Source organism: Burkholderia sp. B10 (assembly GCF_004368385.1).
In the GTDB taxonomy this organism is placed as follows: Bacteria; Pseudomonadota; Gammaproteobacteria; order Burkholderiales; family Burkholderiaceae; genus Burkholderia; species Burkholderia vietnamiensis.
This window is the reverse complement of the sequence record NZ_PQMX01000045.1, coordinates 36,106-53,050: the sequence shown is the minus strand read 5'-3', so window position 1 is coordinate 53,050 and position 16,945 is coordinate 36,106. Positions and strand designations below refer to the sequence as shown.

15 protein-coding genes and 2 pseudogenes are annotated in these 16,945 nt (G+C 67.8%); 8 read left to right on the top strand and 9 right to left on the bottom strand.

Features of this window, described 5'->3' with window-relative positions:
- Positions 1-279: 279 nt before the first annotated feature.
- Positions 280-978 (bottom strand): annotated as a pseudogene (locus tag C3Y15_RS32560) (LysR family transcriptional regulator); the annotation flags it as partial.
- Between the two features lie 125 nt (positions 979-1,103).
- Here C3Y15_RS32560 and C3Y15_RS21390 point away from each other — a divergent pair.
- Positions 1,104-2,102 carry a quinone oxidoreductase gene (locus C3Y15_RS21390; protein WP_034195218.1) on the top strand — a complete coding sequence of 333 codons (999 nt, stop codon included), beginning with the start codon at positions 1,104-1,106 and terminating at the stop codon, positions 2,100-2,102.
- Positions 2,103-2,556: 454 nt separating this feature from the next.
- Here the strand turns inward: C3Y15_RS21390 and C3Y15_RS21385 are convergent, their stop codons facing one another.
- A complete protein-coding gene (locus tag C3Y15_RS21385) occupies positions 2,557-4,071 on the bottom strand; it encodes an MDR family MFS transporter (protein WP_059463115.1) in 1,515 nt (504 codons plus the stop codon).
- Between the two features lie 233 nt (positions 4,072-4,304).
- Between C3Y15_RS21385 and C3Y15_RS21380 the strand changes: the two genes are divergently transcribed.
- Positions 4,305-5,864 (top strand): methyl-accepting chemotaxis protein, encoded by a 1,560-nt coding sequence (locus C3Y15_RS21380; RefSeq protein WP_041494308.1) that lies wholly within the window; start codon positions 4,305-4,307, stop codon positions 5,862-5,864.
- An 87-nt stretch (positions 5,865-5,951) separates the two neighbouring features.
- Here C3Y15_RS21380 and C3Y15_RS21375 read toward each other — a convergent pair whose 3' ends face one another.
- Entirely contained in the window at positions 5,952-7,619 is a 1,668-nt protein-coding gene (locus tag C3Y15_RS21375) for an ATP-dependent helicase (RefSeq protein WP_014725243.1), read from the bottom strand.
- 111 nt (positions 7,620-7,730) lie between these two features.
- The gene (locus C3Y15_RS21370; protein WP_011882463.1) at positions 7,731-8,585 is read right to left on the bottom strand and encodes a helix-turn-helix domain-containing protein; all 855 of its coding nucleotides are present in this window, start codon (positions 8,583-8,585) and stop codon (positions 7,731-7,733) included.
- Between the two features lie 385 nt (positions 8,586-8,970).
- Between C3Y15_RS21370 and C3Y15_RS21365 the strand changes: the two genes are divergently transcribed.
- Positions 8,971-9,180 (top strand): hypothetical protein, encoded by a 210-nt coding sequence (locus C3Y15_RS21365; protein WP_034195215.1) that lies wholly within the window; start codon positions 8,971-8,973, stop codon positions 9,178-9,180.
- A 209-nt stretch (positions 9,181-9,389) separates the two neighbouring features.
- Positions 9,390-9,671 (top strand): hypothetical protein, encoded by a 282-nt coding sequence (locus C3Y15_RS21360; RefSeq protein ID WP_045577881.1) that lies wholly within the window; start codon positions 9,390-9,392, stop codon positions 9,669-9,671.
- Between the two features lie 104 nt (positions 9,672-9,775).
- Here the strand turns inward: C3Y15_RS21360 and C3Y15_RS21355 are convergent, their stop codons facing one another.
- Positions 9,776-10,105, bottom strand: coding sequence for a hypothetical protein (locus C3Y15_RS21355; protein ID WP_059895185.1), 330 nt, complete (start codon positions 10,103-10,105; stop codon positions 9,776-9,778).
- A gap of 201 nt (positions 10,106-10,306) precedes the next feature.
- Between C3Y15_RS21355 and C3Y15_RS21350 the strand changes: the two are divergent.
- The 4 genes and pseudogenes from C3Y15_RS21350 to C3Y15_RS21335 all read left to right on the top strand — a co-directional run bounded on the left by C3Y15_RS21350 (position 10,307) and on the right by C3Y15_RS21335 (position 13,517).
- Positions 10,307-10,956: pseudogene (locus C3Y15_RS21350) on the top strand (diguanylate cyclase).
- 165 nt (positions 10,957-11,121) lie between these two features.
- Positions 11,122-11,439, top strand: a complete 318-nt coding sequence (locus C3Y15_RS21345) for a co-chaperone GroES (RefSeq protein ID WP_059696367.1) — start codon at positions 11,122-11,124, stop codon at positions 11,437-11,439.
- Between the two features lie 80 nt (positions 11,440-11,519).
- Positions 11,520-13,142, top strand: coding sequence for a chaperonin GroEL (gene groL, locus C3Y15_RS21340; protein ID WP_069246463.1), 1,623 nt, complete (start codon positions 11,520-11,522; stop codon positions 13,140-13,142).
- Positions 13,143-13,238: 96 nt separating this feature from the next.
- Complete coding sequence (locus C3Y15_RS21335) at positions 13,239-13,517, top strand: hypothetical protein (RefSeq protein ID WP_034195210.1); 279 nt, start codon at positions 13,239-13,241, stop codon at positions 13,515-13,517.
- Positions 13,518-13,535: 18 nt separating this feature from the next.
- On the opposite strand, the gene C3Y15_RS21330 is transcribed toward C3Y15_RS21335, so the two are convergent.
- From C3Y15_RS21330 to C3Y15_RS21315, 4 genes are all read right to left on the bottom strand, one after another.
- Positions 13,536-14,054 carry a ferritin-like domain-containing protein gene (locus C3Y15_RS21330; RefSeq protein WP_011882455.1) on the bottom strand — a complete coding sequence of 173 codons (519 nt, stop codon included), beginning with the start codon at positions 14,052-14,054 and terminating at the stop codon, positions 13,536-13,538.
- 68 nt (positions 14,055-14,122) lie between these two features.
- Positions 14,123-15,028, bottom strand: a complete 906-nt coding sequence (locus C3Y15_RS21325) for a manganese catalase family protein (protein WP_011882454.1) — start codon at positions 15,026-15,028, stop codon at positions 14,123-14,125.
- A gap of 529 nt (positions 15,029-15,557) precedes the next feature.
- Positions 15,558-15,842: a hypothetical protein gene (locus tag C3Y15_RS21320; protein WP_014725235.1), complete on the bottom strand. Its 285-nt coding sequence runs from the start codon at positions 15,840-15,842 to the stop codon at positions 15,558-15,560.
- Between the two features lie 373 nt (positions 15,843-16,215).
- Positions 16,216-16,863 carry a hypothetical protein gene (locus tag C3Y15_RS21315; protein WP_069240311.1) on the bottom strand — a complete coding sequence of 216 codons (648 nt, stop codon included), beginning with the start codon at positions 16,861-16,863 and terminating at the stop codon, positions 16,216-16,218.
- Positions 16,864-16,945 lie beyond the last annotated feature (82 nt).

Here is a 16,945-nt window from a genome sequence, read left to right as displayed (position 1 = left end):
GGTTTTGGTGATCGAAGCGTCTGTCGAGATCGAAGGGGGTGAAGTGGTCGAAGTAGGCGAGGCGCTCGATGCGCTCGACGCGGCCGAAGCACCCGAAGCACCCGAAGCACCCGAAGCACCCGAAGCACCCGATGCACCCGATGCACCCGATGCACCCGATGCGCTCGATGCGCTCGATGCGCTCGAAGTGGTCGAGGCGGGCGGCGCAGTCGAAGTGATCAAAGTGCCAGGCGCACCCGAAATGCCCGAAGCGACCGAACCCGCCTCCATCCCCGGCAAATCGACGAGAAACCGCGGCAGCAGCGCGATGCCAGCGCCCGCCACACACGCGCGATGCAGCGCGGCGAGATCGTTCGAGATGAACGCGAAACCGCGCCCGGCCGCGAAGCGCTCGAGCCACTGCTGCTGCGGCATTTGCGCGAGCGCGTCGTCGTAACCGACGAACGCCCACGTATCGGGCGGCGCGGCGGCCCAGTCCGGCGACGCGCACAGCGCGAAGCGCATCGTGCCGAGCCGGCGGGCGGCCAGGCCCGGCTCGCTCGGCCGCGACAGGCGCACCGCGAGGTCGGCTTCGCGCGCGTACAGGTTGGCCGCATGCATGTCGCCGATCAGGTCGATCCGTAGCGCCGGCCACGCGCGCTGCGCGCGGGCGAGCCGCGGCGCGAGGAAATGACTCGCGAACACCGGCGACGCCGACACGCGCACGACGCCGTCGAGCGTCGCCGCGCCCTGCGCGGCGCGCGCGAACGCATGCACGTCGGCCTCGACGCGCGCCGCATGCTCGGCCAGATGCAGACCTTCGTCGGTCGGCGGCCAGCCGCGCGGCAGCCGGTCGAACAGCCGGATGCCCAGCGCCGACTCCAGCGCGTCGATGCGCCGCGCGACCGTCGAATGCTGGACCTGCAGTGCGCGTGCGGCGGCGGACAAGCTACCGCCGCGCATTACCGCGAGGAAGTAACGCAGATCGTCCCAGCTCATCGCCGGCGCGGAACCGCTGGATGGATCGGTCGAATTTTGCACAGGAAGTGGGCGGGAAATGGGAATTCCGCTCGATTATGCACGATGGGATGATCGCGTCACTTCATACGAACGCGAGGAATGCCATGACCCGAACTGAAACCGCGATCCGCATCGGAATCGACCGCTACGGCGACGCCGGTGCGCTGCGCCGCGTCGATGCGCCCGTCGCGCCGCCCGGCCCCGGCGAAGTGCGGATTCGACAGACCGCCGTCGGCGTGAATTTCGTCGACATCTATTTCAGGACGGGCGCGCATCCGTTGCCGGCGCTGCCGGCTGCGCTGGGCGTCGAGGCCGTCGGCGTGGTGGACGCGGTCGGGCCGGGCGTGGACGCCGTCGTCGCCGGCCAGCGGGTCGCCTATGCGGGGTTGCCGACCGGCAGCTACGCGAGCCTGCGCACGCTGCCCGCCGAGCGCGTGGTGCCGGTGCCAGACGGCGTGAGCGACGAAACGGTGGCCGGCGGCCTGTTGAAGGGGATCACCGTCTACATGCTGTTGCACCGCGTGCGGCAGGTGGCGGCCGGCGATAGCGTGCTCGTCCACGCGGCAGCGGGCGGCGTCGGCCTGCTGGCGACGCAGTGGGCGCACGCGCTCGGCGCGCGCGTGATCGGCACGGTCGGCTCGGCGGCCAAGGCCGCGCTGGTGCGCGCGCATGGCGCGCAGGCGGTGGTCGATTACCGTGACGAGGATTTCGTCGCGGCCGCCCGCGCATTCGGCGGCGGCGCGGGCGTCGACTACGCGATCGACGGGATCGGCGGCGACGTGCTGACCCGCACGCTCGGCGCCATCCGCCCGTTCGGGATGGTGGCGAGCATCGGGCAGGTGGCCGCGATCGGCGCGCGACAGACGATCGATCTCGACGAGCTCGGCCCGGCGCGCTCGATCGCATTGGCGCGGCCGAGCGTGCTGGGCTTCATCGCGCGCGACGTGGCCGGCTATCGGGACGCGGCGCACGCGACGCTCGAGTGGTTCGCGCGCGGGATGCACGTGGAGGTCGGCGCGCGGCTGCCGCTAGAACAGGCTGCCGATGCGCACCGCCTGCTTGAATCGAGGCAGACGACCGGCGGCGTGGTGCTGCTGCCGTGAGCGCGGGCGGGCAGGGCTGCCGCTCGAGCAGGCCGCCGCCGCGCATCGCTTGCTCGAAACGCGGCAGACGACCGGCGGCGTGGTGCTGCTGCCGTGAGCGCGGGCGGGCAGGGCTGCCGCTCGAGCAGGCCGCCGCCGCGCATCGCTTGCTCGAATCGAAGCAGACGACCGACGGCGTAGTGATGCTGCCGTGAGCGCGTGCGGCGCGACTGCCGCTCGACCAGGCCGCCGCCGCGCACCGCTTGCTCGAAATGCAGCAGACGACCGGCGGCATGGCGCTGATGCCGTGAGCGCGGCAGGCGCGGTTACCGCTCGACCAAGCCGCCGCCGCGCACTGCTTGCTCGAATCGAGGCAGACGACCAGCGGCGTGGTGCTGCCGCCTCGCGCACTTTCCGCCTCGCGCGACTACGCCCGGCCGACAGCGCTGCCGCCTTGCGCGCCGCCACCGCCAATTCAACGCCGCGTCCGCAGCGGCGCGCGCTCGACGAACCACGCGAGCACGAATGCGATCGCGATCACGCCCGTCGCTGCGAGGTACACACCGTGCAGCGAGCCGGCGAACGCGTGCAGGTACGCGTCGCGCACCGCGGCCGGCAACTGCTGGACGGCCGTCGGCCCGAGCGCGGCCGGCAGCGTCGCGTCGGCCGGCAGCGCTTGCTCGAGCCGCGACTGCAGCCCGTGCGAGAACAGCGCGCCGAACGCGGCCACGCCGAGCGAGCCGCCGATCGAGCGGAACAGCGTCGCACCGGAGGTCGCGACGCCCATGTGCTGGAATTCGACGGCGTTCTGCACGGCGAGCGTCAGCACCGGCATCACCATGCCGAGCCCGATGCCGAGCAGCGCCATGTACGCGTAGATCGTATGCAGCGACGTGTCGAGCGACAGCGTCGACAGCAGCGCCATCGCGACACCGCCGAGCAGCGTTCCGGCGATCGGAAACGGCCGATAGGTGCCGAACCGCGCGATCAGCCGGCCGCTCGCCACCGACATCGTCAGCATCCCGCCCATCATCGGCAGCAGTTGCAAGCCGGCCTGCGACGGCGTCGAGCCCTTGACGACTTGCAGATAGAGCGGAATGAACGTGACGGAGCCGAACAGCGCGATGCCGACGACGAAGCCGATCAGGCTCATCAGCACGAAGGTGCGCTGACGGAACAACTCGAGCGGCATGATCGGCTCGGCCGCGAGCCGCTCCTCGTAGACGAAGCCGCCGATCGCGACCGCGCCGAGCACGAGCGTCAGCCACAGTTGCGGCGACGACCACGGCAGCAGCGAACCGCCTTCGCTGGTGAACAGGATCACGCAGGTGAGCGCCGTCGCGAGGAACGCGGCGCCCATGTAGTCGATCCGGTGCTTGACGGGCGCCGCCTGCGGGCGGAACGCGACGCCGATCACCGCGAGCGCGAGCGCGCCGAGCGGCAGGTTGATCGTGAAGATCCAGCGCCACGACAGGTGCTCGACGAGGAAGCCGCCGAGCAGCGGCCCGACGATGGTGGCGAGGCCGTAGACGCCGCCGAACATCCCCTGGTAGCGCGCACGGCGATCGGGCGGCACCAGGTCGCCGATCGCTGCCATCGTGACGACCATCAGTCCGCCGCCGCCGAGCCCTTGCAGCGCGCGCAGCACGATCAGCTGCGGCATGTCCTGCGCGATGCCGCACAGCGCGGAGCCGGCGAGGAACAGCGCGATCGCGGCCTGCAGCACGACTTTGCGGCCGTAGAGGTCGCCGAGCTTGCCGTACAGCGGCAGCACGACCGTCGACGACAGCAGGTACGCGGTGACGACCCACGACAGCCGGTCGAGGCCGCCGAGCTCGCCGACGATGGTGGGCAGTGCGGTCGACACGATCGTCTGGTCGAGCGCGGACAGCAGCATGACGAGCAGCAGCGCGGCGACGATCGGCCCGCTCGGCGCGTCGCGGCCGGCCGCGGCGGTGGGCGGGACAGCAACGAGAGTATTGGTTTCCATTGAAATATCTGCCTTGGCAGTGAATCGGTCGAAATATAGGCGTATTCCGTTGTCCGATCAATGATCGTCGTGGCTCGAATTGTTGCAGCGGTAACGGGAGATTTCAGGTCAGATGAATTGACCGAGATCAGTGTGCAAGCACACTTCGCACTCAAGTTTTTTGCAGGGAAACCGTAATAAAGAATGCCGCGGTCCGATTGCCGCGGCATTTTTCATCGCTCACTCCCGACATGATGAACCTGAACGCCCTGTTTTCCCGCTTTTCGATCCGTACGCGGATCTTTTCCACGCTCGGTCTGGTGGCCGTGCTGCTCGTCGTGTCGGGCCTGATCGGCCTTGCCGGGATGCAGAGCTCGAACCGCGCGCTCGACGAGGCCTATACGCGCCAGATGGTCGCGAAGACGGCGCTGTCCGCGGCGAACCTGAACCTGATGATCGTGCGCACCACGCTCGACCGCGCGCTCGTGCATCCGGACGCGCCGGAGGTGCCCGACCTCGTCGGCAAGGCCGAAGGTTATCTCGCGAAAGCCGACGCGGCGTGGCGCACCTACGCGGCGATGCCGCACGACGGCGACGAAGCTCCGCTCGCGAGCCGGCTCGACGCCGCCCGCCAGGCGCTGATCGGGCAGGCGCTGAAGCCGATGATCGACGCGATGCGCGGCGGCCGCCGCGACGACGCCGACCGGCTGCTGATGACGGTCGCGCCGCCGCTGTCGGTCGCGCTCGCGCAGGCGACCGATGCGCTGGACGCATACCAGGCGGCGCGCGGCAAGGACGTCTACGACACCGCGCAGACCTATTACGGCTGGATGCGCATCGGCGCGCTCGCCGGCATCGCGTTCGGGCTGGCCGCCTGCTTCGGCTGCGCGGTCGGGCTGCATTTCGCGATCACGCAGCCGGTGAACCGGCTGCTCGCGCATTTCCGCCGCCTGTCGGACGGCGATCTGACGGCCGAGCTGCACTGGTCGTCGCGCGACGAGATGGCCGAGCTGGTCAAGGGCGTGACGGGGATGCAGCGCAGTCTCGCCGATACGGTGCGCCAGGTCAGCCGCGGCTCCGAATCGATCTCGACCGCCACGCACCAGATCGCGGCCGGCAACACGGACCTGTCGCAGCGCACCGAGGAGCAGGCGTCGGCGTTGCAGCAGACGGCCGCGAGCATGGAACAACTGACGGCCACCGTGAAGCAGAACGCCGATCACGCGGTCGAGGCGCAGGCATGTGCGGACAACGCGAGCGAGATCGCGACGCGCGGCGCGACGGTCGTCGGCGAGGTGATCGGCACGATGAACGAGATCGACCAGAGCTCGCAGAAGGTCGCCGACATCATCGGCACCATCGAAGGCATTGCGTTCCAGACCAACATTCTCGCGCTGAACGCGGCGGTCGAAGCCGCGCGGGCGGGCGAGCAGGGCCGCGGCTTCGCCGTGGTCGCGGGCGAGGTGCGCACGCTCGCGCAGCGCTCGGCGTCGGCCGCGAAGGAAATCCGCACGCTGATCGGCGAGTCGGTCGAGCGCGTCTCGACGGGCTCGAAACTGGTCGGCGTGGCCGGTGCGACGATGCAGGACATCCAGCAGGCGATCGGCCGCGTGACCGGCATCATGACCGAGATCGCGGCAGCGTCGAACGAGCAGCGCGACGGCATCGAGCAGGTGAACCGCGCGGTGTCGCAGATGGACGAGGTGTCGCAGCAGAACGCGGCGCTGGTCGAACAGGCCGCGGCCGCCGCGGCGTCGCTCGAAGAGCAGGCGGAAGGTCTGCGTCGGGCGGTGGGGACGTTCCGGGTCGCGTGACGCATCGGGCGCCGGCGCATGCAGCGGCCGGCGCGGCTGCCGGCGTGCCGTTGTTGGCGTCGCCGGGGTCGCCGGGGCAGCCGTGCGTCAAGCGGCCGGCAGTTGCGCAGCCGCGCGCGCCGACGCGACGAGCAGCAGCTTCATCGTCGCGCGGGTCGCGCCGACGAACAGCTTGCGGGCCGCGCGCGCATCGAGCGTGTCGAAGTCGACCTCGGTGAGGATCACGCAGGGCGCCGATTGCCCCTTGAACCGGTAGATCGAATCGAGGAGCACGTCGCCTTCGCGGTATTCAGGGTTGCCGAACAGGTCGTACTTCCCCGTGAACCGTTTCAGCCGGTGCGGGCCGAGCTGGTCGAGCCGCGCCAGCACCGAGCTCTCGCGGCCGCGATACGACAGCACGGCGATGTCCTGCTTGCGAAAGCCGAGCGACAGCGCGTGCGTGATCGCGCGCTTGGTCGCGTCGATGCACGCGTCGGCGAGCGCGTCGTCGGACGCGCCGGCTTCCCCGTATGACGACACGGCCGGATCGGAACCGTCGAACGGGCTGCCGGAGCGCAGCTCGGCCGCGAGTGGCTCCACCCGGCCGACGACGTCGCGCACGAATTCGAGCAGGTCGCGCGGGCTGCGATAGTTGGTCAACGCCTTCAGCGTGACCCAGCCCGGCAGCGCGACGGGCTCGCGCAGATACAGGTTCTGCAGCGGATCTTCCAGCCACCACCAGGCGCCGTTCGGCGCGAGCAGGCGCTCGAGGGCCGTCGCCCATGGCGCGTGGAAATCCTGACCTTCGTCGACGATCAGCACGTCGAAGCGCCAGCGCTCCGTCACCGGTGTTTCGGCGAAGCGCGCCTCGAGCCGCTCGAACGCGCCGGGCGCGTCGAAGTCGGGCGTATAGCCGCCGTCGCGCGCGACCCAGTCGCACAGCTGATGGTAGTTCGCGATCGTCGCGCCGGGCGGCGCGATGCGTGCGATGTAGTCGGCGAGCGGCCGGTTGAAGCACACGTAGAGCACGCGCTTGCCGGCCGCGAGCGCGTCGCGCATCGCCTGCACCGCGAGCTGGGTCTTGCCCGAACCGGCCGTGCCCGTCACGCGCAATCGGAACGGCGTGAACTCGAGCTGGCGCGCCCATGCGGCGAGCCCGCCCGACAGCCGCGTGACCAGCGTGCCGGCCTGGCCGACGAGCGCGCTGGTATCGGGCGTGAGCGCGAGCTCGTCCGCGAAGAAGTGATGCAGCTTCGCGGCGTTCGGCAACGGCGCGTCGTCGTCGGGGAGAATCTGCTGGATGACCTGCGCGAGCTGCGCCTTGCGCGAGGCATCGACGATGCGGTCCGCCGGGACGCCGGCGATCGCCGTGTCGCGGATCGCGTAGTCGGGGCAGTACAGCAGCGCATCGACGCCGTAGACGCCCGCGCCGAGCGCGGCCGTCAGCCGCCGGTGCAGCGTTTCCTGCGTGCGCGCGAGCTGGATCGGGACGTTGCGCTCCTTCTGCAGGTAGACCTTGACGAGGCCCTTCGGCGTTTCGCGCAGGAAGCCTGCCTTCTGCTCGATCAGCAGCACGCGGCCCGCTGCGCTGACGACCACGAAGGCCGCTTCGCCGAACACCGAGAAGCCCTGGTCGGCGCGCGTCCAGTGGACGCCGTGATAGACGGTGTAGGTGTCCGGCAGCGCGTGTTCGAGCGCGGCGAGCGTCTCGCGCTCGCGTTCGGCCGCGCCGGTGGCGGCAAGGCTTTTCCAGTCGTCGGGAATCAGGCGGGCCATGAAGTCGGGCGGCGGAGGCCGGTCGTGAACGGAATCCGGCCATTGTACTGACGAACCCGTGCGCCACCGCCGAGCGGCCTGCGCCGGCTGCCCGTCAGCGCAGGCCGGCGCTCAACTGCGGGCCAGCCGCTTCGCGAGATCGGCGCTGAGAATCGCCATGCGCGCGGGCTTTTCGTAGCAGACGACGTCGAACGCGCGGATCACTTCGCTGATGTCCGCTTCGCTCGCGCGGCCGGTCAGCAGGTCGCCGGTCAGCACGAAGATCGGGGCGCCCGGATTGTCGGACGTGCGCACCGCCTTGATCGCGGTGGCGGCCGTGCCGTCGTCGAACCGCCATTCGGTGACGACCGCATCGAACGCCTGGCCCTGCAGCGCGTCGACGAACGGCGCGAGGCCGTCGAACGCGGCGGTGGCGAAGCCTTGCCGTTCGAGATAGCGGCACAGTTCGGTCGCGCTGACGCGGTCGGGATCGATCACCGCGACGATCAGCTTGTCGCTTTCGGCGCGGCGCGGATATATCTCGATCTTGTGCACGTCGTACGCGTTTTGATACAGCACGCCGGTGTGGCGCAGCACGCGCCAGCGGCCGTTCTGTTCGTAGGCGACGAATTCGGGGCGGGCGCCCGCTTCGAGCGGCGCGCCGATCCACGCGGTGCATGGAATTTCGGCGACGCCCGCATAGAGCACGGCTTCCTGCGAACAGGCGCCGACCATGCCGGGGTCGAGCGTCTGCGCGCCGAACAGTTGGGCGGCGGGCTCGCCATAGGCTTCGGCGACTTTCTTGATCTGCGAGAGCGTCCAGGGGCTGCTGCCGCGCAGTTTGCGGTGACCCTGCGAAAAACTCAGGTCGAGGATGCGGCACAGCTCGGTGGTCTGCTGGCGCTTGCCGATGCCGTTGCGGGTCATCAACTCGCGCACGCGCTCGGCAACCGCGAGGGAATCCGTGGTGATTGCTTCAGTGGTCATGCTACGGGAACGGATCGTGACGTTCAGAACGACGCCTTGCGGCAGTCTCGGCGGACAGTCTTGAGGACGTCCAGGGGCGAGCCGACCGGCCACGCGCGGAAACGATAACTTTACCGCAAAACTGCGGCCATTCCGTGGCCGAAAAGATGGGTTTCTGTGAAAGGTGTGTCACGACGTTACGCGATGCGCACCGCTTCGGGGCATGCATAACGGTCGGCGCCGGGCCCGGGTGCGCCGCGTAGGCCTCGGCGCGCAGCGGCGCAGCATGCGGCCCTTTTTCGATGAAATCCTCTAGCGCAACCGATGAAGTTACAGTTGCCGGGCGCTGCGTGCACGAGCCGCACGCCATGCTACGATTTCGCTCGTCTCAAAACAGATCGAAGCGATGCAGAAAAAGTTTGTGATGCGCGGGTATGAGATGAACTGCGAGCCGCGCGTGACCGAGAACGGCAAATATGCCGCGCAAGTCGAGGTGACGAAGCTGGGTTTCAGCCGCGAGGCCGCATTCCGCAAGCTGGGCGAATTCGACACCGAAGCGGAAGCCGTCGCGTACGCGAAGAAATTCTCGGAAGAATGGTTGAGCCGCTACGCATAGCGTGCCGACGGGTTGCGGAACCCTCGGGCAGTACGCTCTCCTGACAGCCGAACGCGTTCAACGAAGCCAGCCATGCCAGGCGTGCCACGTGCGATCGCCTTGATTCATTCCATATGGTTGCGAATGGCGACGTAAATTTGTAGATTGCTCAGGTGAATCGCCGGTATCGGCCGATGATTGGTAGAACGACACGCAACGGGAGACCGTCAATGTCAGCCTTGTGCATGCAGACCATCGTTCACGGCAGGACCGTCCAGGTCGTGCTCTCACCCGAGCGGCGAACCGCCAGGATCCACATCGTCGACGACGAATCGGGCAGCTATCCCCCGCGCACGATCAGCATCGAACAGTATTTGAGCGCCGGGATGACCGACGAGCAGATCGCGCGGCATGTTCTCGAAGTTGTCACGATGTCGGTCGAGCAACTCGCCAGATTGCAGCCGTTCGACCGCGCGAGCGGAAACCGCAACCGCACGCGCCATAGCCACTGATTCGGGCCGCGCCCGACTGCCGGCGTTTGCCGCCGGAGACCCTTTCCACGATTCACGCGCATCGCCGTATGCGGCACCGCATACGGCGAGCATTGCCGCGACTATCAGGTCTGCGTCTGCGGCTGCGCGCTGCCGGCATCGGCGGCCGCCGCGCCGAACCATTGACCGCACTGCGCGTCTGGCTCGTCGCGGTCGTGCGCGAGCGCGGGCGGACGACCGCTCGCGCGGCGGCGGCGGGCGCCACTCGCGCCGAACGCGTCGAGCATCGCGTGCCCGCGCGGCGTCAGATGCACGCGCCGATCGCCGTCGGCGCGATGTTCCAGCATGATCAATTGGCGTGCGAGCAGCGTGTCGATTTCGGCACGGCCGTTGTCCAGCTGATCCGGCGCATGACGGATCAGCATCAAGGTCGCGAATTCGTGTGGACTCAGCATGTTCGTCTCTCATGTCAAAGCATCGCCTGGCGGCAACCCGATGCGCGACGAACCGGTGCGCTACCGTGCCGTTGCCTGCCTGGCCGATAACCCATCGAAGCACGCAGCGCGAGAACCGCGACTGCGTCGAGCGACACCTAAAATAGGTCACGCGTTGCGAATTTCAAGGGGCCGTCCGCTTTCGAAAGAATGGGAGGTTTCATGGACCTTTTCGACATCGTGAACGAGCAGATCGACGCCGTTCGACTGCCGCTCTATGCCGTGACCGTGACCGCCGCCGCACGTGCCGACACGCCGTTGATCGCGATCCTGCACTGGCATGGCTTGCTGCGCGAAACGCCGCTCGCGCTGCCCGGCATCGACGTGCCGCTGCGCCCGGTGCCCGGCAGCGCGATCCAGTTCGAGCGTCCGGGGCCGGCGCTCGAATCCGTCGAGGCGATGCTGCTCGATGCGGCATGGCGGTTGGGCGCATGGGAGCTCGAGCGCGTCGAGCGGCGCGCGTGCAATACGCTCGGCGCGTCGGCCGGCGAAGCGCTCGTGTGTCGCCAAGCGTTCGGCGACTACGGCGATTACGGTGCCGGCGCATGCGCCGAACGTCATCTCGTCGACGGCGCGCCGGAGCGCGACGCGCTGATGCAGCTGGCGGCCGCAAAGGCTACGCGCGCTGGATGTTCCGTCCGGTCAAGGGCGGCCTCTGGCGCACGCTCGACGAACCCGACGACACACTCGATGCGGACGGCGGCCGGCAGCCGCCGTGCCCGATCCCGCCGCGGCCGTGGCGGCCGTCGCTGCAGCGCGCGGCGCCTGTGCGCTACCGGCTGGGTGAGGTGCGCCGCATCCTGATGCGTTGAAACATTTTGTTACAAACGCATCGTGCGCGCGGGTCTTGAAGCGCGTTCGCTCGCCACTATTTCGCTTTTCGCCGATCGACGGCACGGCAGCGCATGGCGGCTTTCGCCGGTGGCTGCGCTGCCGGATTCCCTTATTCAGGTGATCTCATCGCTCAGGAGATGAAAATGCAGATTCGTCCCCTCTACGACCGGGTTATCGTCAAACGAATCGAACAGCAGCGGACGACGGCCTCGGGCATCGTCATTCCCGATTCCGCCGCGGAAAAGCCCGAACAGGGCGAAGTCATTGCAGTCGGCAGCGGCCGGCTGCTGCAGGACGGCTCGCAGCAGCCGTTGCAGCTCAAGGTCGGCGACCGGGTTCTATTCGGCAAATATGCAGGCCAGACCGTCAAGGTAGACGGCGAGGAACTGCTCGTCATGCGCGAAGAGGACGTGATGGGCGTGCTCGAAGTGGCATCGCCGGCTGCCCGCAAGGCGGCCTGAAGCGCGATGCGCCCGCGCCGCGCCGGCAGGCGGCCGGTGAGCGCGGCATTCCGTTCAACGACTTTACCCGGAGCAACGAAATGACTGCAAAAGACGTGAAATTCCGCGACGGTGCGCGTAGCCAGATCGTCAAGGGCGTGAATGTCCTCGCCGACGCGGTGAAGGTGACGCTCGGCCCGAAGGGCCGCAACGTGGTGATCGAACGCAGCTTCGGCGCGCCCGTCATCACGAAGGACGGCGTGTCGGTCGCGAAGGAAATCGAGCTGAAGGACCGCTTCGAGAACATGGGCGCGCAGATCGTCAAGCAGGTCGCGTCGAAGACGGCCGACGTGGCCGGCGACGGCACGACGACCGCCACCGTGCTCGCCCAGGCGATCGTGCAGGAAGGGATGAAGCACGTCGCGGCCGGCATGAACCCGATGGATCTGAAACGCGGCATCGACAAGGCCGTCGGCGTGGTGCTCGAGGAGCTGCGCACACTGTCGCGGCCGATCTCGACGCACAAGGAGATCGCGCAGGTCGGCGCCATTTCCGCGAACGCGGACGACGCGATCGGCAAGATCATCGCGGACGCGATGGAGAAGGTCGGCAAGGAAGGCGTGATCACGGTGGAGGACGGCAAGTCGCTCGACAACGAACTCGACGTCGTCGAAGGCATGCAGTTCGATCGCGGCTACATCAGCCCGTACTTCATCAACGATCCGGAGAAGCAGGCCGCGTATCTCGACGACGCGCTGATCCTGCTGCACGACAAGAAGATCTCGAACATTCGCGACCTGCTGCCGATTCTCGAGGCGGCGTCGAAGTCCGGCAAGCCGCTGCTGATCGTCGCCGAAGACGTCGAAGCCGAAGCGCTCGCGACGCTCGTCGTGAACGCGATGCGCGGCATCCTGAAGGTGGCCGCGGTCAAGGCGCCGGGCTTCGGCGACCGGCGCAAGGCGATGCTCGAGGACATCGCGATCCTGACCGGCGCGACGGTGATCTCGGAGGAAACCGGCAAGCAGCTCGACAAGGCGACGCTAGACGATCTCGGCAGCGCGAAACGCGTCGAGGTGCGCAAGGACGACACGATCATCATCGACGGCGCCGGCGACGCCGCGCGTATCGACGCGCGCGTGAAGTCGATCCGCGTGCAGATCGACGAAGCGACGAGCGACTACGATCGCGAGAAGCTGCAGGAGCGTGTCGCGAAGCTCGCGGGCGGCGTCGCCGTGATCAAGGTCGGCGCGGTCACCGAAGTCGAGATGAAGGAGAAGAAGGACCGCGTCGACGATGCGCTGCATGCGACGCGCGCGGCGGTCGAGGAGGGCATCGTGCCGGGCGGCGGCGTCGCGCTGCTGCGTGCGCGCGCGGCGCTGACGGACCTGAAGGGCGCGAACGGCGATCAGGATGCCGGCATCCGCATCGTGCTGCGCGCGCTCGAAGCGCCGCTGCGCGTGATCGCGTCGAACGCGGGCGACGAACCGTCGGTGGTGATCGCGAAGGTGCTGGAAGGCAGCGGCAACTTCGGGTACAACGCGGCGACCGGCGAGTACGGCGATCTGGTGGAGGCCGGCGTCGTCGATCCGACCAAGGTCACGCGCACCGCATTGCAGAACGCGGCGTCGATCGCCGGCCTCGTGCTGACGACCGATGCGACCGTCGCCGACGCACCGAAGGACGAACGCGCTGAAGCCGCGCCGTCCCCCGAGCTCGGTTACTGAACGCGCCGACACTGGCGCCGCCGCTGGCCGGCGCGGCACGGTTCGGTGCGCGCGATAGGCGCGCGCACCGTCTTTTTCATGTTGCAGAGACCGATCATGAAACTTCAGCTGTCGATCGATTCGAAGCCGCTGCACATCGAGATCGACGATGTCGTCGCGGGGCTGCTCGCCGCGCGGCTCGGCCTGCCGCCGGACGGCGACCACCGCGATGCGGTGGCCCGCTACCTCGGCGACGCGGCCGGCCCGTGGACCCTCGACGACGCGCACATGCGCAAGCGTGTGATGCGTCGCCTGATTCTCGACGTCGCGGATCCGACGCTCGTCATTCAGTACCTGATGGCCGACCAGTCCGAGCCCGGCGCAGCGGGCGCGTGATCGCGAGGCTCGGCGCCGTCAGCGTTTCGCGGGCGCGTCGGTCTCATCGCGGGCGAGATAGGTGCGCACGACGCCCGCCATGTTGTGTTCGAGCCACGCGGCCATCGCCTGCTCCTCGGGCAGGATCCGCTCGCAGATCGTCATCGTCTCGCGGTCGCCGACGAAGCGTGCCGCTTCGATCAGGTTGCGATACGCGGCGATTTCGAAATGCTCGAAGGTGTAGCTCGCCATGCCGCCCTTGACGATCTCGTCGGAGGCGAACATGCCCGCGAGGCCCTGCACCCACGCCATCGTCTTGGCGCCGACGTCCTTCATCGTCGACACCGATCCGCCGCGCCGTTCGATGCAGCCGCGTATCAGGCGTGCCTGCTCGCGCGTTTCTTCGATGTGTTGCTCGATGCGCCGCTTCAGATCCGGATAGTGGTCGATCCGACCGGCCATCGACGTGAGCATCGTCTCAGCCTGTTCTTCCATCGCGTGCGCGTCGCGCAGCCAGTCCATCAGGTTTTCCTCTGCTGCGGTCGTGTCCGTGGTCATTGCGTTCTCTCCGTTCGATTGGGTGAAGCGGCGTTCCGCTCGCAAGCGCACGTCCGTCGCGTGATGGTTCATGCGTCATCGGGTTCGTCGGCCGCGCCCGGCTGCGGCGTCGGTGCGCCAGAGCCGAGCTCCGCGCCGGTCAGCGGATCGCTGTTGCGGTCCGATGCCAGCCGTTGCGACATCGCGTCGATCGCGTCTGCCTGCTCCGGTTCCAGCATGCCCTCCGCAATGCCGGTGCCGCCGTCGACCGCAGGCTCGCCGGGACGAATCTCCAGGCCGGCGCCGTGATTCCACGGGCCGACCAGCGCGGCAGCGTCCGGCTGCATGCGGAAGTACACGCGGTCGTAGGGCTCGACCGGCGGCAGCTTGCCCGGCGGGAAGTTCGCGGTGATCGCGTACAGCGCCTTCTCGAACGACTTCTGATGCGATACCTCGCGCGTCATCAGGAAGCCGAGCGCGTCGCGGATGCCGGGATCGTCGGTCACGTTGATGAGCCGCTCGTAGATGATTTTCGCGCGCGCTTCGGCCGCGATGTTCGAGCGCAGGTCGGCGGTCGGCTCGCCGATCGTGTCGATGTACGCGGCCGTCCACGGCACGCCGCCCGAATTGGTGAGCGGCGTGCCGGCGCCGTACAGCAGCTGCGTCACGTGGCTGTCGTTGCCCGCGCCGTGCAGCTTGCGGTACAGCTCGGCCTGCTCGTCGACGGCCTCGGCGAGTTCGCCCTTCGCGCCGCGATTGAGCATCGCGACCAGCGAGCCGATCACTTCGAGGTGGCTCAGCTCCTCGGTGGCGATGTCGAACAGCATGTCCTTGCGGCCCGGATCCTCCTCGGTGACCGCCTGCGTGAAATAGCGCATCGCGGCGGCGAGTTCGCCCTGCGGGCCGCCGAACTGTTCGAGCAGCAGGTTCGCGAGCCCCGGATTGGGCGCATCGACGCGCACCGTGTACTGAAGCCGTGTGTTGTGAATGAACATGAAGTCTCCATGAAGTGGGTTGCGCGTGAAGATCCGCGATGGCCGTACAGCAGGAAGCGATCCCGCAGTCGATCGAGCGGCCGGTTCGTCGCTCGAGCGGTTGCCGCGCAGAGCGTCTGCGCTCGCTGCGCGACGAGCGGCGTGTTCGCGAACGTAGGTGCGGTTCGACGGAGCTTGAGCGGCGTGTGCGGCGTGTGATGCCGCGCGAACGCGTCGTAGTGATGCGCGTAGCGATCGGACGATGACGGTGCGGTTCGGCGCAATGACCTGTGCGGGCCGACAAACGCTTGTGCCGCTACGGCAAAGTTCGTGGCCGTTTGAGGCGCTTTCGCGATGCGGGGAAGACGAGACGCGAGCGGCGCTTTCGCGATGCGTGCAAGCGTCGGCGGATTTTTCAAGCGCTTGTCATTTCGCTTACGCGCGGCAGAAGCAGCTTTATTGGAAGAGAGTCGATGCGGGGTTGCGTGTGGCCGGGCACGGCAGCCGGCCGGTGGGAAGGCAAGCCCGCGGTTTTCGCAGGCTTGCGTGCTTATCGCGCCTTCAGCATTTCGTCGGCGAGCCGATAGGCGGTAACGGCGCGCTTCGATTCATAGTCGGCGATCGACGACACGTTGCGACCGGCATCGCGCGACAACAGTCCTTGCAGTGCCGCGGCTGCGAAAAAATCGCGCAGATCGGGCATCGGCTGCTGCTCCGGTTGCGGCGCAGGCACGTCGATCGGCGGCGCGGGCTTCCAGAAGGTGGGCGAAGGCTCGGCGGCTTTCGCTACGGAAGCGGGTTTTCTGATGCTCACATCCTGGGACGGCGGCGTCATTTCTTCCCCTTCGATCGGATATCAGTTCGCGAAACAACGTAAGTCCTCGTTTTGCTCGGAGAGCGGCGTATTTTTTGTGTTTTGAAGAAGTACTAACCGATGGATCGACGCGAATATTCGCCGGTTATGCCGATCTCGTCAAAGAAAATAAATGAGTCCCGGCAGGCGGTGTGGCGCAGCACGTTTCGTTCCCGGCCGCGGCAAGGACGACATACGGTGCGCCGCGCGTGATTGATGGTATGGCCGTGCGAGTGACGTCGCTGTGACACGTGCAACGTGCGATGGCGAACAGACGTGTGCGCGATTTTCGTGGTGATGTGGCGGCCGCGAGCGGATGCATCACCGTACGAACTCGCGCTACGGGACGAACGCGTCAGGACGGCAAGTACGTGAACGGCTCGCCGTCTTCGCGCTCGACGGACAGCAGCCGCCTGAGCTGATCGAGCGCGAACAATTGCTTGCCGTCGGCGGCGGCTTCGTCGATCGCGTCGTCGACCAGTTTGCGCGCACGCGCGAGTATCACCACGCGCTGTCGCGCGATCTCGAGCACCATGCGTTGTTCGAGGCTGTAGTGGCTCGATTGCCGGTCGCTCGAGCGGCGCCAGCGTTCGCGCAGTTCGGCCCACGTGACGCGCTCGAACGCCGGCATCGTGCGTACGCGTGCGCCGGCTTGCGCCGGCCCCGGTTGCGCGCGCAATGCGCAGCGCAGCGCTTCGCGAGCACGCCATTCGTCCGAAAACGGCGCATAGACGTCGCGCGAGCGGCCGATCGGATTGGCGCGTTCGATTTCCTTTTCGAGCAGGTAGGTCAGCCGCCGCAGCGCGGAGCCGTGCGCGAGCATGTCGGGATCGAGCACGCGAATCCGGCGCGATGCGTCGGCGACATGCGCCTTCAGTTCCCATAGCGTCAGACGCAGATGCTGGACTTCCAGAATCAGGCGCTGCACGTCCGCATAGGTGCACTTCGTCCACCATTCGGCGAGGTCGTTCAGCTTCGGAGGATCGAATGGGGGGAGGATCATTGCCACTGCATAAAACACTGTATGGATGTACAGTTTAGCGCGCGGTAACATAGCGCCGTCAAGACGAAAAAATGGGGACGGC